General features: G+C 71.9%; 19 protein-coding genes. 6 read left to right on the plus strand and 13 right to left on the minus strand.

The window, feature by feature from the left end; translation table 11 throughout:
- Window positions 1-83: 83 nt before the first annotated feature.
- From ACFW47_RS32585 to ACFW47_RS32610, 6 genes are all read right to left on the minus strand, one after another.
- Complete coding sequence (locus tag ACFW47_RS32585) at window positions 84-665, minus strand: sugar kinase (RefSeq protein ID WP_386276294.1); 582 nt, start codon at window positions 663-665, stop codon at window positions 84-86.
- A complete protein-coding gene (locus tag ACFW47_RS32590; RefSeq protein WP_386276296.1) occupies window positions 662-1,810 on the minus strand; it encodes an ROK family glucokinase in 1,149 nt (382 codons plus the stop codon). The genes ACFW47_RS32585 and ACFW47_RS32590 overlap by 4 nt, the downstream gene beginning before the upstream one ends.
- Before the next feature lie 91 nt (window positions 1,811-1,901).
- On the minus strand, window positions 1,902-2,717 hold the full coding sequence (locus ACFW47_RS32595) for an ATP-binding cassette domain-containing protein (protein ID WP_386276297.1): 816 nt from the start codon (window positions 2,715-2,717) through the stop codon (window positions 1,902-1,904).
- On the minus strand, window positions 2,714-3,760 hold the full coding sequence (locus ACFW47_RS32600; protein WP_386276298.1) for an ABC transporter permease: 1,047 nt from the start codon (window positions 3,758-3,760) through the stop codon (window positions 2,714-2,716). Before ACFW47_RS32600 ends, ACFW47_RS32595 begins: the two co-directional genes overlap by 4 nt.
- Entirely contained in the window at window positions 3,757-4,761 is a 1,005-nt protein-coding gene (locus ACFW47_RS32605) for a sugar ABC transporter substrate-binding protein (protein WP_386276299.1), read from the minus strand. Before ACFW47_RS32605 ends, ACFW47_RS32600 begins: the two co-directional genes overlap by 4 nt.
- A gap of 208 nt (window positions 4,762-4,969) precedes the next feature.
- Window positions 4,970-5,707, minus strand: coding sequence for a myo-inositol degradation transcriptional regulator (locus ACFW47_RS32610; RefSeq protein WP_386277179.1), 738 nt, complete (start codon window positions 5,705-5,707; stop codon window positions 4,970-4,972).
- Window positions 5,708-5,837: 130 nt separating this feature from the next.
- On the opposite strand from ACFW47_RS32610, the gene ACFW47_RS32615 reads away from it, so the two are divergent.
- On the plus strand, window positions 5,838-6,860 hold the full coding sequence (locus ACFW47_RS32615) for a Gfo/Idh/MocA family oxidoreductase (protein WP_386276300.1): 1,023 nt from the start codon (window positions 5,838-5,840) through the stop codon (window positions 6,858-6,860).
- Between the two features lie 73 nt (window positions 6,861-6,933).
- Here the strand turns inward: ACFW47_RS32615 and ACFW47_RS32620 are convergent, their stop codons facing one another.
- Window positions 6,934-7,605 carry a response regulator gene (locus ACFW47_RS32620; RefSeq protein ID WP_386276301.1) on the minus strand — a complete coding sequence of 224 codons (672 nt, stop codon included), beginning with the start codon at window positions 7,603-7,605 and terminating at the stop codon, window positions 6,934-6,936.
- Between the two features lie 94 nt (window positions 7,606-7,699).
- Entirely contained in the window at window positions 7,700-8,950 is a 1,251-nt protein-coding gene (locus ACFW47_RS32625) for a sensor histidine kinase (RefSeq protein ID WP_386307974.1), read from the minus strand.
- Between the two features lie 178 nt (window positions 8,951-9,128).
- Here ACFW47_RS32625 and ACFW47_RS32630 point away from each other — a divergent pair, with 178 nt between their 5' ends.
- Window positions 9,129-9,329, plus strand: a complete 201-nt coding sequence (locus tag ACFW47_RS32630; RefSeq protein WP_383275044.1) for a hypothetical protein — start codon at window positions 9,129-9,131, stop codon at window positions 9,327-9,329.
- Between the two features lie 33 nt (window positions 9,330-9,362).
- On the opposite strand, the gene ACFW47_RS32635 is transcribed toward ACFW47_RS32630, so the two are convergent.
- Complete coding sequence (locus ACFW47_RS32635; protein ID WP_386307975.1) at window positions 9,363-9,758, minus strand: ribonuclease domain-containing protein; 396 nt, start codon at window positions 9,756-9,758, stop codon at window positions 9,363-9,365.
- A gap of 169 nt (window positions 9,759-9,927) precedes the next feature.
- Here ACFW47_RS32635 and ACFW47_RS32640 point away from each other — a divergent pair, with 169 nt between their 5' ends.
- Window positions 9,928-10,707: an SDR family oxidoreductase gene (locus tag ACFW47_RS32640; RefSeq protein ID WP_386307977.1), complete on the plus strand. Its 780-nt coding sequence runs from the start codon at window positions 9,928-9,930 to the stop codon at window positions 10,705-10,707.
- A 434-nt stretch (window positions 10,708-11,141) separates the two neighbouring features.
- On the opposite strand, the gene alc is transcribed toward ACFW47_RS32640, so the two are convergent.
- Both alc and allB read right to left on the minus strand, forming a co-directional pair.
- Window positions 11,142-12,272 carry an allantoicase gene (alc, locus tag ACFW47_RS32645; RefSeq protein ID WP_386307978.1) on the minus strand — a complete coding sequence of 377 codons (1,131 nt, stop codon included), beginning with the start codon at window positions 12,270-12,272 and terminating at the stop codon, window positions 11,142-11,144.
- 61 nt (window positions 12,273-12,333) lie between these two features.
- A complete protein-coding gene (allB, locus tag ACFW47_RS32650) occupies window positions 12,334-13,674 on the minus strand; it encodes an allantoinase AllB (RefSeq protein ID WP_386307979.1) in 1,341 nt (446 codons plus the stop codon).
- A gap of 250 nt (window positions 13,675-13,924) precedes the next feature.
- Between allB and allR the strand changes: the two genes are divergently transcribed.
- Entirely contained in the window at window positions 13,925-14,728 is an 804-nt protein-coding gene (gene allR, locus ACFW47_RS32655) for an allantoin degradation transcriptional regulator AllR (protein ID WP_386276310.1), read from the plus strand.
- A gap of 15 nt (window positions 14,729-14,743) precedes the next feature.
- Here allR and ACFW47_RS32660 read toward each other — a convergent pair whose 3' ends face one another.
- Window positions 14,744-15,058 (minus strand): DUF5955 family protein, encoded by a 315-nt coding sequence (locus tag ACFW47_RS32660; RefSeq protein WP_386276311.1) that lies wholly within the window; start codon window positions 15,056-15,058, stop codon window positions 14,744-14,746.
- Between the two features lie 198 nt (window positions 15,059-15,256).
- Here ACFW47_RS32660 and ACFW47_RS32665 point away from each other — a divergent pair, with 198 nt between their 5' ends.
- Both ACFW47_RS32665 and aceB read left to right on the plus strand, forming a co-directional pair.
- Window positions 15,257-15,856, plus strand: coding sequence for an NTP transferase domain-containing protein (locus tag ACFW47_RS32665; protein WP_386276312.1), 600 nt, complete (start codon window positions 15,257-15,259; stop codon window positions 15,854-15,856).
- A 185-nt stretch (window positions 15,857-16,041) separates the two neighbouring features.
- Window positions 16,042-17,664: a malate synthase A gene (aceB, locus tag ACFW47_RS32670; protein ID WP_383275068.1), complete on the plus strand. Its 1,623-nt coding sequence runs from the start codon at window positions 16,042-16,044 to the stop codon at window positions 17,662-17,664.
- Between the two features lie 61 nt (window positions 17,665-17,725).
- Here the strand turns inward: aceB and ACFW47_RS32675 are convergent, their stop codons facing one another.
- Window positions 17,726-18,640 carry a HipA family kinase gene (locus ACFW47_RS32675; protein ID WP_386276313.1) on the minus strand — a complete coding sequence of 305 codons (915 nt, stop codon included), beginning with the start codon at window positions 18,638-18,640 and terminating at the stop codon, window positions 17,726-17,728.
- Window position 18,641 lies beyond the last annotated feature (1 nt).

An 18,641-nucleotide genomic window follows, 5' to 3' on the forward strand; every position in this document is an offset into this window, starting at 1 on the left:
CACCGGATCAGATGTCTTCGACTCTACGGGCGGGGTCTGACAATCGGTCCCGGCGGCTGCCGGGACCCGGACGCTCGGACCGGTCAGGGCACCGTGCGCGAGACGACGTACACCATCGGATAGTCGGGGTTCTTCATGTTCACCATGACGTCCTGGCTGGGCGCCGGGTTCTGCTGCTCGTTGACCAGGCCCCACCAGGGGCCGGACCGGCCGAAGTCCCAGCCGGTGACCCGCTGGGCGCGGTCGCTGATGGCGATCTTGCCCTTCTTCAGCGCGTCCCGGTCGAGGCCGAGTCCCGCCAGGAACGCGTCGAGACCTGCCTCGCTCGTCTCGAACTGGACGTAGAGGCGGCTGGTCTTCCAGTTGTTCGTCTCGTAGTACGCCGTCTTGTTGGCCGGGAGCGGGACGGGCACCTCGTAGACGCGGCGCTGGAGCTTGGACGGCCAGCCCCGGGTCATGCCGGTCGCCGCGTACTTCGCCTCCTTCTTCCTCCCGCTGTCGCGGCTCTGGTTGGCGGAGATCACGAGGTAGCCGGCCGGGATACCGATGAGGAGCACGATGATGAGCAGGGTGAGCGACCGGCGGCGGATCATGTGCCGGCGGTCCTCACCCCCGGGTCCGGGCTCGTCCGGGGGTCCCGCCTGGTGCGGCAGGGAGTCCGTCACAGCGACTCCCGGGCCGTGCGGCGGGCCTCCGCGTACCGCTCGTACCGCTCGTAGCGCTCCACCCGGCGCCGTTTGGCGCGGCGGAACCGGCGGGCGACCAGACGGGCCAGGTCGGCGGCGCCCACCATGCCCGCCTCGGGCCCGAGCTGGGCGCGGACGATGTGCGCCTCGGGGCGGTAGCCGCGGCCGGTGAGCTGGCGCTTGAAGGCGTCGCGAGCGGGTCCGATCAGCAGGTCGTCGGCGGCGCTGACCCCGCCGCCGACCACGAAGCAGGACGGGTCGAGGGCCGCGGCGAGGTTCGCGATGCCGACGCCGAGCCACTGGCCGATGTCCTGGAGCAGCTCGACGCACATGGCGTCGCCGTCGCGGGCCAGGTCGGTGATCATCGGGCCGGTGATGTCGCCGATGCTGCCCTTGACGTGCTCGATGATCCCGTACGCCACCGGCGAGTCGGCGGCGGCCAGCTCGCGGGCCTCCCTGACCAGGGCGTTGCCGGAGCTGTACTGCTCCCAGCAGCCGCGGTTGCCGCACGGGCAGCGGTGGCCGCCGGGGACGACCTGCATGTGCCCGAACTCACCGGCGACGCCGTACTTGCCGCGCTTGACCTGGCCGTCCTCGAGGATCGCGCCGCCGATGCCGGTGCCGAGCGTGATCATGACGAGGTGGTCCTCACCGCGTCCGGCGCCGAAGCGCCACTCGGCCCAGGCGGCGGTGTTGGCGTCGTTGTCCACCAGGACGGGGACGGCGAGGCGGCCGGCGATGCGGTCGCGCAGCGGTTCGTTGCGCCAGGACAGGTGGGGGGCGAACAGGACGCGGTTGCGGTCGGCGTCGACCCAGCCGGCCGCGCCGATGCCGACGGCGTGCACGTCGTGCCGGTCGGAGAGGTCCAGGACCAGTTCGACGATGGTGTCCTCGACGACCTTCGGACTCTTGGACTTGTCCGGGGTCTCCGTGCGGAGCATCTCCATGATGTTGCCGTCGGCGTCCACGACGCCCGCCATGACCTTCGTGCCGCCGATGTCGATGCCGACCGTCGGCACGCGGGGCGCCGTCAGGTGCGAGCGGCGTTCCCTCGTGCCCACGGTGCGCAGGACCGGGGCGCGGCGGGAGCCGATGGGGGCGGTGAAGTCGCGGTAGGTGCTCATCGGGTGCGATTGTGCCGCACGGCTGTGCCGGGTGCCGAATGGGACAGGGGGTGGGGGGCTCGGTTCGTCGCCGGGTGCGGGTGCGTCGTGGTTACTCGCGCAGTTCCCCGCGCCCCTGGGTGCGCTGCAGCTCGTGGCGTAGATCGTCCAGCTCCGTTCCGCCTGCCATCTGCCTCGTCAGCTCGTCCAGGCTGACTTCGTCACGGGTGTGGTTGGCCACCATCGCCCCCCGCTTCAGCAGCACGAACCGGTCCCCCACCAAGTACGCGTGGTGCGGGTTGTGGGTGATGAGGACGACACCCAGGCCCTGGTCGCGCGCCGCCGCCACGTACTTCAGCACGACTCCGGACTGCTTCACGCCCAGCGCCGCCGTCGGTTCGTCCAGCACCAGCACCTTCGCGCCGAAGTGCACCGCGCGGGCGATCGCCACGCACTGGCGCTCGCCGCCGGAGAGGGTGCCGATGGGCTGGTCCACGTCGCGCAGGTCGATGCCCATGCGCAGGAGCTCCGCGCGGGTGGTGCGGCGCATGTGGTCGACGTCCATGCGCTTGAAGGGCGCCACACCCTTGCGCGGCTCGGAGCCGAGGAAGAAGTTGCGCCAGACCGGCATGAGCGGGACGACGGCCAGGTCCTGGTAGACGGTGGCGATGCCGCGGTCCAGTGCCTCGCGCGGGGAGGAGAGGCGGGTCTCCTCACCGTCCAGTGCGAGCGTGCCGCCGTCGTGCTGGTGCAGACCGGAGATGATCTTGATGAGCGTCGACTTGCCGGCACCGTTGTCGCCCAGCACGCAGGTGATCTCACCGGCGTGGACCTCCAGGGACACCCCTTCGAGGGCGCGGACGTTGCCGTAGTTCTTGCTGACGCCGGACAGCTCGACGAGCGCCGCGCGGCTTTCGGTCTGCGTCACTTGGTAGCCTCCGCGCGCTTGCGGACCCAGGCGTTGAGCAGGGTCGCGAGGAGCAGCATCGCTCCGAGGAAGAACTTGAACCAGTCGGGGTTCCACTCGGCGAAGACGATGCCCTTGCTGGTCATGCCGAAGATGAACGCGCCGACCGCCGATCCGACCGCGCTGCCGTAGCCGCCGGTGATCAGACAGCCGCCGATGACGGCCGCGATGATGTAGATCAGCTCGTTGCCCACGCCCTCGCCGGACTGGACGACGTCATAGGAGAACAGCAGGTGCTGGCCCGCGATCCAGGCGCCGAGGCCGACGCCCATGTAGAGGCCGATCTTGGTCTTGGTGACCGGGACACCCACCGCGCGGGCGGCGTCCTTGTTGCCGCCGACCGCGAAGATCCAGTTGCCGGCACGGGTGCGCAGCAGGATCCAGCTGGCGACGGCGACCAGGGCGAGCCACCAGAGGATGGTGACCTTGAAGCCCACGCCGCCGACGGTGACCGTGGAGGCGAAGACCTCGCGGGCGGAGTCGAAGCCCTCCATGTCGGCGATCGTCTTGGTGGAGACGGTGCCGTCGATGAGCTTGGTGAAGCCCAGGTTCATGCCGGTCAGCATGAGGAAGGTACCCAGCGTGATGATGAAGCTGGGCAGCCCGGTGCGGGTGAGCATGAAGCCGTTGAAGGCGCCGATGCCCAGGGTGACCAGCAGGGAGACGCCGACGCCGACCCAGACGTTGGCGGTCATCTGGTAGCTGAACATCGAGGACACCAGCGCCGACGAGGTGACCATGACGCCCGCGGACAGGTCGAACTCGCCGCCGATCATCAGCAGCGCCACCGGGACGGCCATGATGCCGATCGTCGAGGCGGCGTAGAGCACCGTGCTGAGGCTGGTGGCGCGCAGGAAGCTGTCGGCGAAGAAGGCGAAGAAGACGAAGACCGCGATCGCGCCGACGACGGAGCCCAGCTCGGGACGGCCGAGGAGTTTCCGCAGCGGAGAAGCGCGCAGAATCCTTTCGTCGGTGTCGGCGTCCTTGACCTGTGCGGCGCTCATCGGGTGCCCCGCCTGGTGTAGTCGGCCAGCTCGGCCGCGTCGTCCTTGGTGATGATCTGCGGCCCGGTGAGCACCGGCCGGCCGCCACCGAGGACGTCGGCGTTGTACTTGTACAGCCACAGCAGGTCGACCGCCTCGTAGCCCTGGAGGTAGGGCTGCTGGTCGACGGCGAAGCCGAGGGAGCCGTCCTCCAGTCCGGCGGCCACCTTCGCGTTGAGGTCGAAGGTGTCGATCTCGGCCTTGCTGCCCGCACCCTGCTTGGCCTTCACGGCGGTGTCGGCGTAGGGCGCGCCGAGGGTGACGACGGCGTCGACGGACTTGTCGGTCTGGAGCTTGGCCTCGATGGCGGACTGCACGTCCGGCATGCTGGTGCCGTTGACGTAGAGCCGCTGGACCGTGCCGTCGAAGGTCTTCTCCACGCCGTCGCAGCGCTGCTCGTGGCCGACGTTGCCCTGCTCGTGCAGGACGCAGATCGCCTTCTCGCGTCCCCGCTCGTTCAGCTCCTCACCGACCGCCTCACCGGCGATGGTCTCGTCCTGGCCGACGTGGGTGAGGGCGCCGAACTCCTTGGACTCCGCCGAGCCGGAGTTCACGGTGATCACCGGGATGTTCGCCTTGCGTGCGCGGTCCAGGGCGGACTTCATCGCGGCGGGCTTTGCGAGGGTGACGATGATCCCGTCGACCTTCTTGTCGATGGCCGCGTTCACGAGCTGCGCCTGCTGCTGCGCCTCGTCGTCGTGGGAGTACAGGAAGTTGATGTTGTCCTTCACGGCGGCCTGCTCGGCGCCGCTCTGGACGATGTCCCAGAAGGTGTCGCCGTCACCCGAGTGAGTGATCATGGCGAAGGTCCAGCGGGGTGTGTCGACCGCGGCCTTCCCCTGGGCCGACGCGGCCTTGCGGGCGTCCTCGGCGCGCTTGCCTCCCGTGCTGCTGCAGCCGGCCAGGGACAGCGACAGTGCCCCTGCCAGCGCGATGCCCACCCATGTCCGAAACCGTGCCACGAGGCCGTGCCCTTCTTGCTGTGCCGTGCTGTGCGTGCCGGGTCCCGCGGCAGCCCGACCGGGCTCCGGAAACCACAAACGCCCCATTGTCCGACATGGCGAACGAGCGCCCGGCGCCGGGGAGCAGACGTCGGTCACATTGTCCGGACATTGCGACGAACCCGCACGGCGAGCCGCTGGGCGCCGGCGGGCTCCCGGACGGCGCGGGTCAGGAGCGTACGAGCAGCTGGAACTCGAAGGAGTATCGGGACGGCCGGTAGGTGTGGGTGCCGAACTCGACGGCGCGCCCCGTGTCGTCGAACGTGATGCGCTCCATGGTCAGCAGCGGCGCGCCCTCGCGCTCGCCGAGCCGCTCGGCCTCGTCCGCGGTCGCGGCGCGGGCGCCGATGGACTGGCGGGCGCTGTGCAGGGTGATGCCGGCGGCCCGCATCAGCCGGTACAGGCCGGTGGCCTCCAGCTGCCCGGTGTCCAGGTCGACGAGGCCGGGCGGCAGGTGGTTGCACAGGTAGGCCATCGGCTCCCCGTGCGCCAGCCGCAGCCGCTCGACGCGGTGCACGTCGCTCTCCTCGGCGACGCCGAGCGCGGCGGCGACCTCGGCGGTCGCGGGGACGACCGTGTTGACCAGGACTTTCGTGGCCGGACGCTGTCCCGCCGCCTCCAGGTCGTCGTAGAGGCTGCTCAGTTCCAGCGGGCGCTTGACCTTGCTGTGCACGACCTGGGTGCCGACGCCCCGGCGGCGCACCAGCAGGCCCTTGTCGACCAGCGACTGGATGGCCTGCCGGACCGTGGGCCGGGACAGGCCGAGCCGTGCGGCGAGCTCGATCTCGTTGCCCAGCAGGCTGCCGGGGGTCAGCTCGCCGTGCTCGATCGCCGCCTCGAGCTGCTGCGACAGCTGGAAGTACAGCGGCACGGGGCTGCTGCGGTCCACGCTGAGGTCCAGCGACACGGTCGGGTCCACTTCTGGTTTCGGCACGGGCCCGAGCGTAGCTCTGTGCGCTGATGACGGGAAGTTGTGTAGTTCGGTTGTCCGGACATACGCATTGACAGGGTGCGGGCTGTGAGCCCACTTTGATTCCATGCGCATCGGGGTCATCGGTACGGGCCGTATCGGCACCGTTCACGCCAACACGCTCAGCCGCCACCGGGACGTCGGGTCCCTGATCCTCACCGACGCCGACCTGGCGCGGGCCCAGGATCTGGCCCACCGGCTCGGCGAGACGGCGGCGCCCGGCGTGGACGAGATCTTCCGGTGGGGCGTGGACGCCGTGGTGATCACGACGGCGACGCCGGCCCACGCCGAACTGATCGGCCGGGCGGCGCGCTCGGGGCTGCCGGTGTTCTGCGAGAAGCCCATCGCGCTGGACGTGCCGGGCACGCTGCAGGCGATCTCGGAGGTGGAGGCCGCCGGGACGATCCTGCAGATGGGCTTCCAGCGGCGCTTCGACGCCGGCTACACGGGCGCGCGGGAGGCGGTGCGGTCCGGGCGGCTGGGCCGGCTGCACACCGTCCGCGCGCTGACCAGCGACCAGGTGCCGCCGCCGGCCGCGTACCTGCCGCAGTCCGGCGGGCTCTACCGGGACACGCTCATCCACGACTTCGACGTGCTGCGCTGGGTGACCGGGCGGGAGGTCGTCGACGTGTACGCCGGCGGGTCCGACGCCGGCCCGCCGATGTTCCGGGCGGCCGACGACGTGGACACCGGCGCGGCGCTGCTGACGCTGGACGACGGCACGCTCGCCACGGTGACCGCGACGCGGCTGAACGGCGCGGGGTACGACGTGCGCATGGAGCTGGCCGGCGAGCTGGACCAGATCGTCGTCGGGCTGGACGACCGTACGCCGATCGCCTCGACGGAGCCGACCGGGCCGCCGGCCGCGGACAAGCCGTGGACCGGGTTCGTGGAACGCTTCGGTCCCGCCTACGAGGCGGAACTGGCGGCCTTCGTGGAGGTGGTGCGCGGGGAGCGGGCCAACCCGTGCGACGGGCGCGAGGCGCTGCGGGCGCTGCTGATCGCCGAGGCGTGCGACCTCTCCCGGCGCGAGCGCCGGCCGGTGCGGCCGGCGGAGGTCGAGGCGGCCGCGTCCTCGGTACCGGGGTGAGCCGCCCGTACACACTCCGGAGGGCCGCCCCGCCCGTTCAGCGCCCGCCTTCGTCGCATTCGCCGCATTCGCCCTATTCCTCGAAGTCGTCCAGGAGGCCTGCGTCGTACGTCAGCAGCGCGATCTGCACCCGGTTGCCGAGGTCGAGTTTGGCGAGGATGCGGGAGACGTGGGTCTTGACGGTGGCCACGCTCATGAACAGCTCCGCCGCGATCGCGGCGTTGGCCAGCCCCCGGCCGACCGCGACGGCGACCTCGCGTTCGCGGTCGTTGAGGATGTCGAGGCGTTGACGCGCGCGTGTGCGTCTGGTGTCGGCGGACCCGCCCGCGGCGTGCTCCATCAGTCGCCGGGTCACCGCGGGTGAGAGGACCGGGTCGCCGGCCGCGACCCTGCGCACCGCGTCGAGGATCTCCGCGGGCGGGGTGTCCTTCAGCACGAAGCCGGCGGCGCCGGCCCGCAGGGCCCGCAGCACCTGCTCGTCCGCGTGGAAGGTGGTGAGGACGACGACCTGCGGGGCGTCCGGGCGGCCCCGCAGCCGCTCGGTGGCCGTGAGGCCGTCCACCCCCGGCATGCGGATGTCCATGAGGACGACGTCGGGGCGGGTGCGGTCGACGAGTTCCGCGACCTGGCCGCCGTCGGCGGCCTCGCCGACGATCTCCACGTCCTCGGCGCCCCCCAGCATGAAGGAGAGTCCGGCCCGCACCAGCGGGTCGTCGTCGACGAGGAGCAGTCTGATCGCAGTCATGGCGCCAACGTAATCATGGCTGCGGGCGGCCGACTTGGTCCTGTGGACGACTCGGGGTGCTGTGGACAACGCCCTTGGCCCTCGGCTGCCCGGCTCATCCCCACGGCAGCCGCGCCCGCACCTCGAAGCCGCCCCCGGGGGTCGGGCCGTGCTCCAGGGTGCCGCCCGCGAGCGTGGCACGCTCGGTGAGCCCGATCAGTCCTTGCCCGGATCCGGGTACATCGGGGATGACCCCCTTGGGCGGGGTGTTGCGCACGGTGAGCGCGAGGCCGTCTCCCGGTGCTCCGGCGACCGAGACGGTGACCTCCGTGCCGGGCGCGTGCTTGCGCGCGTTGGTCAGGGCCTCCTGGGCGATGCGGTAGGCGGTGCGGCCGACGGAGGCCGGGACGGCGGCGGGGTCGGGAACGCCGCTCGCGAGGGTGACCTTCATGCCGGCCTGGCGGCATTCGGCGACCAGCGCGTCCAGTGCGCCGAGCGTCGGCTGGGGGCGGCCCGCGTCGTCGGACTCCCCCGCGCGCAGGACGCCGATGATCTCCCGCAGGTCCTGGAGGGCCTCGTGCGCGCTCTCCCGGATGACGCCGGCCGCCCGCGCCACCTCCTCTCGGGACGCGTCGGGCCGGAACTCCAGGGCGCCCGCGTGCACGCTGAGCAGCGTCAGCCGGTGGGCGAGCACGTCGTGCATCTCGCGCGCGATCGCCTCGCGGGCGAGCCGCTGGGCCTGTTCGGCCCGCAACCCGGCCTCCGCCTCGGCGTGCCGGGCACGGTCGCGCAGGCTGAGCAGGAGCTGGCGCTTGGAACGGACGAGCAGGCCCCAACCGATGACCGTGACGGCGAGCAGTGTGGCCATGAGGAGCGACGCCAGGTAGGGCAGCTCGGGCTCCGGGCGCATCCAGTAGTACAGGGGCGTCAGGGCGACGCTCGCGCCGCCGATCCAGGCCACGTACCGGAAGGGACGGTGCACGGCGAGCGTGAACAGGGAGGCGAGGACGGCGCCGCCCGCGGTGGCCGAGACCAGCGAGACGGGCACCATCGCCGCGGCCAGCCCCACCGGCCACCTGCGGCGGAGCCAGACGGCGGCGCAGGCCAGGGCACCGATCACCTGGTCGGCGACGGCCATGGCGGGCGACAGGTTCGGCTCCTCGTCCAGCACGTCGGCGGCGAGCAGACCGATGGTGACCGCCAGAAGGAAGCAGGCGAAGTCGACGAACCAGTCCCGCGCGGTGCGCCGGGGCCTGCCACCCGGGCACCGCGGTTCCGGGTACAGGTCCTCGACCAGCGCCGCCGGCAGCACCCAGCGCCGCTTGACGAACGCCGGGGTCGCCGTAGCCTGCTTGTCACTGTTCACAGTCGACAAATCTACGCAGAAGCCGAGGTCTGGACGGCCGGGCGAACGGGATCGTCGACCAAAGTCGCGGAACCGGCGACTTTCGACGCGCCGCGGCACGCACGACGTCGCCTTCCAGCGGGCAGGACTCGCCCCGCGGCCGATGTGTGTGGGGGGACCGCGGGGCGAGGGTCGGGGCATGAAGGAATTGCTGGAGTTTCTGGGTCTGATGGCCGTGATCCAGGGCGTTGCGGGCCTGGTGCACGAGTTCACCGACTGGAACTGGGGCCTGGTGCAGCGGATCGGCTTCCTCGACGGCTACGAGGTGTACGCGAGCATCGCGCTGCTCGCGCTCGGCGGCGCGCTGTTCGCCGCCGCCGAGCGCCACAGATCCGGGTGAGCCGTACCCCCGGACCAGCGGTGGCCGCCGCCCTCAGCAGCCGTGGTCGACGAGGTCGAACGAGGCGTAGTGGTCGGCCGTGTAGTAGTCCTCCTGGTAGTCCTCACCGGTGACGATGCGGCGGGCGCCCCGCGTGTCCGAGCCCGGCGTGATCACGGTGTACTCGTGGTAGTAGCCGGTGGACTGGCCGGGGAGGATGCCCTCCCGGTTCTGGAAGACGGTGCCGTCCTGCTCGAACGGGTAGGGGCCGCCCTGCGCGATCAGGTCGAGCGTGTCGTGGGCCTGGGAGGGCAGATCGCTGTAGCAGATGTCGCCGACCGCGGCGGGGGCGGCGCCGGCCGTGGTCGCGGAGACGGTGCCGCCAACAAGGAGGGCGGACAGGACTGCGGCTGCTGCGCCGAACCGAGCGACGCGTGGGGGGAATCGCATGACCTCATGATGACGCGCGTAGACAGTGGCATGTCAATGACAAGGTGATGGAGTTTCCCGGGAGGTCATATGTGTTTTCGGGGTGTTCACACGGCAGCGGCGGTCCCCGCACCAGGTCCGTGTCCGTTCGCCGCCAGCGTCAGGCGCGCCGGGCCGGTGGGATGGGGCCATGAACACAAGTGCGAACACGAACCCGAACCCTTCCCGCCACGCGCCGGCGCCGCTGGCCGGCCGGGCGGCCCTGGTGACCGGCGGCAGCCGCGGTATCGGCGCGGCGACCGCGCTGCGGCTGGCGCGGGAGGGCGCCGACGTGGCCCTGACCTATGTGAACCGCAAGGACGCGGCCGACGACGTCGTCCGGGCCGTCGAGGCCCTGGGCCGCCGGGCGGTGGCCCTGCGCGCCGACTGTGCCGACGCGGAGGAGGCGACGGAGGCGGTGGAGCGAGCCGCCGACGCGCTGGGCCGGCTCGACGTGCTGGTCAACAACGCGGGCGTCGGGCTGCTCGGCCCCGTCGAGGGCTTCACGGTCGCCGATGTGGACCGGGTGCTGGCCGTCAATGTGCGGGGCGTCTTCCTCACCGCGCGGGCGGCGGCCGCCCTCATGACGGAGGGCGGGCGGATCATCACCGTCGGCAGCTGCATGGCCCTGCGGGTGCCGGGCCCCGGCGGGACGCTGTACGCGATGAGCAAGGCGGCGCTGGTCGGGCTGACCAAGGCACTGGCCCGTGAACTGGGCGGGCGCGGCATCACCGCGAACATCGTCCACCCCGGGCCCGTCGACACCGACATGAACCCGGCCGACGGCCCCTACGCCGACGCCCAGGCGGCACTGACGGCGCTGGGCCGCTTCGGCAGGGCCGAGGAGGTCGCGGCGACCGTCGCCCACCTGGCGTCGGCCGCGTACGTCACCGGGGCGGAGTTCGCGGTGGACGGCGGCCACGCCGCCTGACGCCGAGGGTGCGGGGCGACCGGTGTCCCGGCCCGGCACCGGCGGCGCGGCCGGGGGCCACCCCGCCTGACGCCGCGATCGGCCGCCGCCCGGCCCGCGCCGACTCCTACGGCCGCTCGCCCGGGCGGTCCTCCGGGGCCGTACGGCCACCCGGCCGACACCGGCGGCAGGGACGGCAGCCACCTCGACACCGACCGCACGGCAGCCATCAGCCGACGCCGAGGACCCGCGCGACGGTCACCCGGTCCCGGGCCGGCCCCACGGACGGCGGGCCACCCGGCCCCGCGCCGACGGTACGGGGAATCAGCCACCGGACCGGCCCGCTGATGCGCGCGGCGTTGGCGCCGGACCGGTGGCGTTCGTCGTGTGGTCATGCGCGTGGGGCGCGCCGGTGCTGTCCAGGCCGGGCGCGCCCCACGGGTCCAAAGGGCGGGTCAGCCGCCCAGCTCCTGGTGGCGGGCGGCGAGGTGGGCCGCGCCGTCCTCGGTCAGGGAGCCGAACAGGCGCAGGCGGGAGATGCCGCCGTCGGGGAAGATGTCCACGCGCGCGTGGGTGCCGACGGCCGCCTCGGGCAGGACGAAGCGGTGGTTGGTGTCGGGCTGCATGCGGGTGCGCGGCAGGACCTCGCGCCACTCGCCGGACTCGCCGTCCTTCACGGACACCGAGGCCCAGCCCGCCGAGTTGCCCTTCAGGTACGCCGTGTCGATCTCGATCGCGCGGATCTGGACGCGGTCCACCAGCCGGTAGCTGATCCAGTCGTTGCCCTGGTCGCGGCGGCGGCGGGTCTCCCAGCCGTCGTCCATCTTGCGGGAGCGGCCCGGCTGGATGGTGTTGGTGGCCGGCGAGTAGAAGAGGTTGGAGGCGTCCTCGACCTGGCCGCCGTTCTCCAGGGCGACCACGTCGAAGGTGCCGAGGGCGGCGAGCCACGCCGGGTCGGGCACGACCTCGCCGTAGACGCGCAGGCGGGCGATGCCGCCGTCGGGGTGCTGCTTGAGGCGCAGGTGGGTGAAGCGCTGCTCGGCGGAGACGGCGAACCCGTTGGCCGCGTGGCCGCCGACCGCGGTGCGCGGGACGAGGGTCGTCCACTTCACGTCGTCCGCGAGCAGCTCCTCGGGCGACGGGGAGCCGGCGACCGAGGTGCCCTCGACGGAGACGGCCTGCGGGTAGTTGCCGCGGAAGTGGGCGGTGTCGACGACGATGCCGCGGATCACGCCGGGGGCGCCGAGGCGGATCAGCGCCCAGTCGTGGTCGTCCTCGGTGGGCCAGGGGTGCTCGGCCGAGACACCGCGCCGGCGGCGGGTCTCCCAGCCGTCCATGACCTTGCCCTTGTGCCCGAAGTGCTCGGGGTCGAACTCGGCGCGCTCGGGCACCAGCAGGTTCTCGCGCTGGGCGAAGAACTCGTCGTTGGCGGCGACGACACCCGCGCCGAGCTGCCGGTCGGCAAGGTTGGCGTACTGGGTGACGGGGAGGTCGGCGGTGCGGTAGTCCGCGTACGGGTCGCCGCCTCCGTAGGGGTTCGCGTCTCCGGTGAAGCTGGCCAACGAGGTGTTCTGCTGGGCCGTCACGGTGATCAGGTGTTCCTTCCGGGGTCGTTCGAGTGTGTGTTGGGGCAGGTCCGGACGCCTGTCAGGGGGTCCGGTTGAGGAGCTGTCCCTTCGGGTCGGTGAACGCGCCGTCCGCCACGATGCGCGCTCCGCGCAGCCAGGTGGACTTCACGACGCCGTGCAGGGTCTTGCCCGCGTACGCGGTGACGCGGTTGCGGTGCTGGAGGGCGGCCGGGTCGACGGTGAAGGTCTCGTCGGGGGCGAGGACGGCGAAGTCGGCGTCGTGGCCGGCGGCGATGGCGCCCTTGCGCCCGTCGAGGCCGACCTGGCGGGCCGTGTTCACGGACATCCAGCGCACGACGTCCTCCAGGCCGAGGCCGCGCTCGCGGGCCTTGGTCCACATCGCCGGCAGGCTGAGCTGGAGGCCTGCGATGCCGCCCCAGGCGGTGGCGAAGTCGCCGGTCTTCAGGTCGGCGGTGGACGGCGAGTGGTCGGTGACCACGCAGTCGATGGTGCCGTCGACGAGCGCCTGCCACAGCAGGTCCTGGTTGGCGGCCTCGCGGATGGGCGGGCAGCACTTGAACTCGCTGGCGCCGTCCGGAACTTCCTCGGCCGTGAGGGTGAGGTAGTGCGGGCAGGTCTCGACCGTCACCTTGACGCCGTCGGCGCGGGCCTCGGCTATCAGCGGCAGGGCGTCGCTGGAGGAGAGGTGCAGGACGTGCACGCGGGCGTTGAACCGCTTGGCCTGCGCCAGCAGGGTCGCGATCGCGGTGTCCTCGGCGTCGCGCGGGCGGCTGGCGAGGAAGTGGGAGTACTTCGGGCCGCCCTGCTGCGGGGCCGCGGCCAGGTGGTGCGGGTCCTCGGCGTGCACGATCAGCAGGCCGTCGAAGGCGGCGATCTCCGCGAGCGACCGGGCGAGCTGCTCCTGGTCGAGGTGCGGGAACTCGTCCACGCCCGACGGGGACAGGAACGCCTTGAAGCCGAAGACCCCGGCCTCGTGCAGCGGACGCAGGTCCTTGACGTTGTCGGGCAGCGCGCCGCCCCAGAAGCCGACGTCGATGTGGGCCTTGTCGGCGGCGACCTCGCGCTTGGTGCGCAGGTTGTCGACCGTGGTGGTCGGCGGGATCGAGTTCAGCGGCATGTCGACGAGGGTGGTGATGCCGCCGGCCGCCGCGGCGCGGGTGGCGGTCCAGAAGCCCTCCCACTCGGTGCGGCCGGGGTCGTTCACGTGCACGTGGGTGTCGACCAGTCCGGGCAGTACGACGTGGTCGCCCACGTCCTCCAGCCGGGCGCCGTCCGGGACGGGGGCGTCGTACGGCAGGACCGCCGTGATCTTCTCCCCGGTCACCGCGATCGACGCGGCACGTGTCCCCTCGGGGGTGATGACGCGCGTCGAGCGCAGCACCAGTTCAGCTCCGGACACCCGAAACCCCTCTTTCTGCCGCCTGGTTTTTCAACGTTCTGTTGAAGCCTCCTGTCGAAGGAGTCTTCATTCCCGCCTCCGCGCCGTCAAGAGGCACCCTTTGGGCGGGCATGCCCACGGCTCAACCCTGGACGTTTCCACAAAGCGGAATTAGAATTCCAGCAAGCAGAACGTAGCTACGTACAAGCCGGTAGTCAACCGGCTGCCGGGTACGCTTCTTTCCTCCCGCCAGCCCCGAAAGGAACGTGCCGTGCCGACGTCCAGCGCCAGCACCACCGACTCCGCCAGGTCCGCCACAGGTGGCGTCCAGTCCCTGGAACGCGCCTTCGACCTGCTCGAACGGATGGCGGACGCGGGCGGCGAGGTCGGCCTCAGCGAGCTCTCCGCGAGCAGCGGCCTGCCGCTGCCGACCATCCACCGCCTGATGCGCACCCTCGTGGCCTGCGGCTACGTACGCCAGCAGCCCAACCGCCGGTACGCGCTCGGTCCGCGCCTGATCCGGCTCGGCGAGTCGGCCTCCCGGCTGCTCGGCACCTGGGCACGCCCGCACCTGGCCCGCCTGGTCGAGGAGACCGGCGAGACGGCGAACATGGCGCTGCTCGACGGCGACGAGATCGTGTACGTCGCCCAGGTGCCGTCCAAGCACTCGATGCGCATGTTCACCGAGGTCGGCCGGCGCGTCCTGCCGCACTCCACCGGCGTCGGCAAGGCGCTGCTCGCGGACTTCCCGGCGGACGAGGTGCGGGCCCTGCTCGGTCGCACCGGCATGCCCGCCGCGACCGAGAAGACGATCACCACGCCGGACGGCTTCATCGCGGCACTGGAGGAGGTGCGGCGCCAGGGCTACGCGATCGACGACAACGAGCAGGAGATCGGAGTCCGCTGCCTGGCCGTCTCCGTGCCCGACTCCCCCACCGCCGCCGCGATCTCCATCTCCGGTCCGGCCGGCCGGGTCACCGAGGCCGCGACCGAGCGGATGGTGCCGCTGCTCCAGCAGGTGGCGGCGGAACTGTCCGAGGCCCTGCTGACCTCGAACGGCAACCCCGCGGCGTAGTCCGCGACCCGCCGATCAGCGATGCGGCGGGTCCCCGAAGAGTTCCACGGCGTGACGGACCTCCGTCAGCCCCCGCGACAGGGCGCTGACGGAGCCGATCGCGCCCGCTATCAGGAGCAGGGAGCGGTGCAGCCGCGGCACCTCCGGCACACCGTGCGCCGTCATCGCGGCGAGGTCGGCGAGTTCGTCCTCGGCGATCGCCCGGTCCGGGAAGTCGGCGGGCAGCACGGCGAGTTGGCGGCGCAGCCGCGCCACCGCGGTGCGCAACGCGACCACCCTCACGTCCTCGTCGCCAACGGTCACCTGCCCCTGCCCCAAGCTTCGCAACACAGCCCTCCCCCTCGCACCCCGTTGTGCGCCCCTTAGTGGTGAACGTGCCGAGCGCCCCCTGACACTGGTCGGGCGCCGGGGACGCGGGCCAGTAAACGCCACCCCCTGCCGAACGCGCCACCGCGCGGGCCGAAATTCAGCCTCCGAAATCCCTGTTCGGATCGCGGGGTTCGGCGGACCGTCAGGTATGCAGGACGCATGACGGAGACCGAAGAGCAGGTGGCGGGGCTGCTGCTCGCCGCCGGAGGCGGGCGGCGGCTCGGCGGACGGCCCAAGGCCTTGCTCGAACACCGCGGACACCCACTCGTCGAACATGCGATCGCATCATTGCGCGCCGCCGGTTGCGCCCGCGTGCACGTGGTTCTGGGGGCGCGCGCCGACGCCGTACGCGAGCGGGCGGCGCTCGACGGCTGCGTGGTCGTGGAGAACCCGGACTGGGAGCAGGGCATGGGGTCGTCGCTGCGCGCCGGACTCGCCTCCCTCGCCGGGACGGGAGCGCGGGCCGCCCTGGTCTCACTGGTGGACCAGCCCGGCATCGGCGCCGAGGCGATGGCCCGGGTGCGCGGCGGATTCCGGGACGGAGCCTCCCTCGTGTCGGCGGCGTACGCGGGCGCGCGCGGCCACCCCGTCCTCCTCGGCGCCGATCACTGGCCGGGCGTCATGGCGAGTGCCACCGGCGACCGGGGGGCACGCGCCTATCTGAGGGAACACGAGGCGCGGATCACGCTCGTCGAGTGCGGGGACGTCTCACGGCCGTACGACATCGACACCGAGGCCGACCTGCGCCACCTTGAGTGAGGGGTGTGGCACTGGGCGCCACTGTCCCTCGACTCAGAGAATCTCGACATCAACAAACCATTGAAGTTCCACGATGAGGAAACTACTATCCACTGACCAGAAGCACTCGACCGCACAGCGAGTGCGCTATGCCCCCATACGCGCCCCCTGGCACCCGGTGCCACCGCTGAAGGAAGTGACAGCTCATGTCCGCACCAGCGCCGTCCACGCTGGCCATCGTCGACGCCGAGCCCCTGCCCCGGCAGGAGGAGGTCCTCACCGATGCGGCGCTCGCCTTCGTGGCCGAGCTGCACCGGCGGTTCACGCCCCGGCGTGACGAGCTCCTCGCCCGCCGAGCGGAGCGCCGCGCCGAGATCGCCCGCACCTCCACGCTCGACTTCCTCCCGGAGACCGCCGCGATCCGCGCTGACGACTCCTGGAAGGTGGCCCCCGCTCCGGACGCGCTCCAGGACCGCCGCGTCGAGATCACCGGCCCCACGGACCGCAAGATGACCATCAACGCCCTGAACTCGGGCGCGAAGGTCTGGCTCGCGGACTTCGAGGACGCCTCCGCCCCGACCTGGGAGAACGTCGTCCTGGGCCAGCTCAACCTGGCCTCCGCCTACACCCGCACCATCGACTTCACCGACGAGCGCACCGGCAAGTCGTACGCGCTGCGCCCGGCCGAGGAGCTGGCGACGGTCGTCATGCGCCCCCGCGGCTGGCACCTCGACGAGCGCCACCTCCAGGTCGACGGCCGCCCGGTCCCCGGCGCCCTGGTCGACTTCGGCCTCTACTTCTTCCACAACGCCCAGCGCCTGCTGGACCTCGGCAAGGGCCCGTACTTCTACCTGCCCAAGACCGAGTCGCACCTGGAGGCCCGCCTCTGGAACGAGGTCTTCGTCTTCGCGCAGGACTACGTCGGCATCCCGCAGGGCACCGTCCGCGCCACCGTCCTGATCGAGACGATCACGGCCGCGTACGAGATGGAGGAGATTCTCTACGAGCTGCGCGATCACGCCTCCGGCCTGAACGCCGGCCGCTGGGACTACCTCTTCTCCATCGTCAAGAACTTCCGTGACGGCGGCGAGAAGTTCGTCCTTCCGGACCGCAACGCGGTGACGATGACCGCCCCGTTCATGCGCGCGTACACCGAACTCCTCGTCCGCACCTGCCACAAGCGCGGCGCGCACGCGATCGGCGGCATGGCTGCCTTCATCCCCTCGCGCCGCGACGCCGAGGTCAACAAGGTGGCCTTCGAGAAGGTCCGCGCCGACAAGGACCGCGAGGCCGGCGACGGCTTCGACGGCTCCTGGGTGGCCCACCCCGACCTGGTCCCGATCGCCATGGAGTCCTTCGACAAGGTCCTCGGCGACAAGCCGAACCAGAAGGACCGTCTGCGCGAGGACGTCGACGTCAAGGCGGCCGACCTGATCGCCATCGACTCCCTCGACGCCAAGCCGACGTACGCGGGCCTGGTCAACGCCGTCCAGGTCGGCATCCGCTACATCGAGGCCTGGCTGCGCGGCCTGGGCGCCGTCGCCATCTTCAACCTGATGGAGGACGCGGCCACCGCCGAGATCTCCCGCTCGCAGATCTGGCAGTGGATCAACGCGGGCGTCGTCCTCGACAACGGCGAGCGGGTCACCGCCGAGCTGGCCCGCAAGGTCGCCGCCGAGGAACTGGCCAACATCCGCGCCGAGATCGGCGACGAGGCCTTCGCGGCCGGCAACTGGCAGCAGGCCCACGACCTGCTGCTGACCGTCTCGCTCGACGAGGACTACGCCGACTTCCTGACGCTGCCGGCGTACGAGCAGCTGAAGGGCTGACGCCTCATACGGCACGACCGCGCCCCCGGTACCGCACAGCACCGGGGGCGCGGTCGTGCGTTCAGCCCAGGTGCACGGACCAGTCCTGCTCGGCGGGCGGCTTGCCGTGCAGGTCGGGGACGCGCTTGAGCCAGTCGGGACGGCCGCGCCGGGTGCGCTCCGCGCGGGCGGCGTTCTCGGCGGCGAGTTCCTCGCGGGTCGGGAACCCGGTGGGCAGCCACTGCCGGGAGGCGCGGGCGCGGGTGAGCAGGTACTCGACGTAGGCGGCACGCACCTCGTCCGGCGTGTCCAGACCCGCCTCGCAGGTCAGCCAGCCCTCCGGCACCCGCCCCACCACCTCGCGCAATAGCTCCTCCGTCACCTTCGGCGCCAGTTCGGCGTCGGCGGCCCGGACATCGGGCGCGTAGTGGCCGAGGGCGTGGTGGCGGAAATCGTACGCCTTCTCGGGCGGGGACGCGCCCCAGCGGTGGTGGAAGACCAGCGCCGCGCCGTGGTCGATCAGCCACAGCCTCGGGGGCACCGTGCCGGAGGTGGGCCAGACCATCAGGTTGGAGCTGTGCACCGTGCGGTCGACGTTGACGGTGAGCGCGTCCAGCCAGACCACGCGCCCGGCCTCCGCCGCGTCCACCGGGAACACCTCGGCCAGCTCGGGCGTGAGGTCGGCGCCGCCCGACAGGTAGTCCATGCCGAGGTTGAGCCCCGCGCTGGCGTCCAGCAGGTCCCGCACCTCCTGGTGCGGTTCGCCGGCGCCGATCGCCGGGTCGAAGTGCGCGAGCACCAGCTCCGGCACCCGCAGCCCCAGCTCCCGGGCCAGCTCACCCACGATCACCTCGGCGACCAGCGCCTTGCGGCCCTGCGCGGAGCCGGTGAACTTCAGCACGTAGGTGCCGAGGTCGTCGGCCTCCACGACGCCGGGGACGGAGCCGCCGGTGCGCAGGGGCTCGATGTAGCGGGTGGCGGTGACTTCGGTGAGCATG

The sequence above is a fragment of the Streptomyces sp. NPDC058796 genome, assembly GCF_042745235.1.
Classification (GTDB): Bacteria; Actinomycetota; Actinomycetes; order Streptomycetales; family Streptomycetaceae; genus Streptomyces.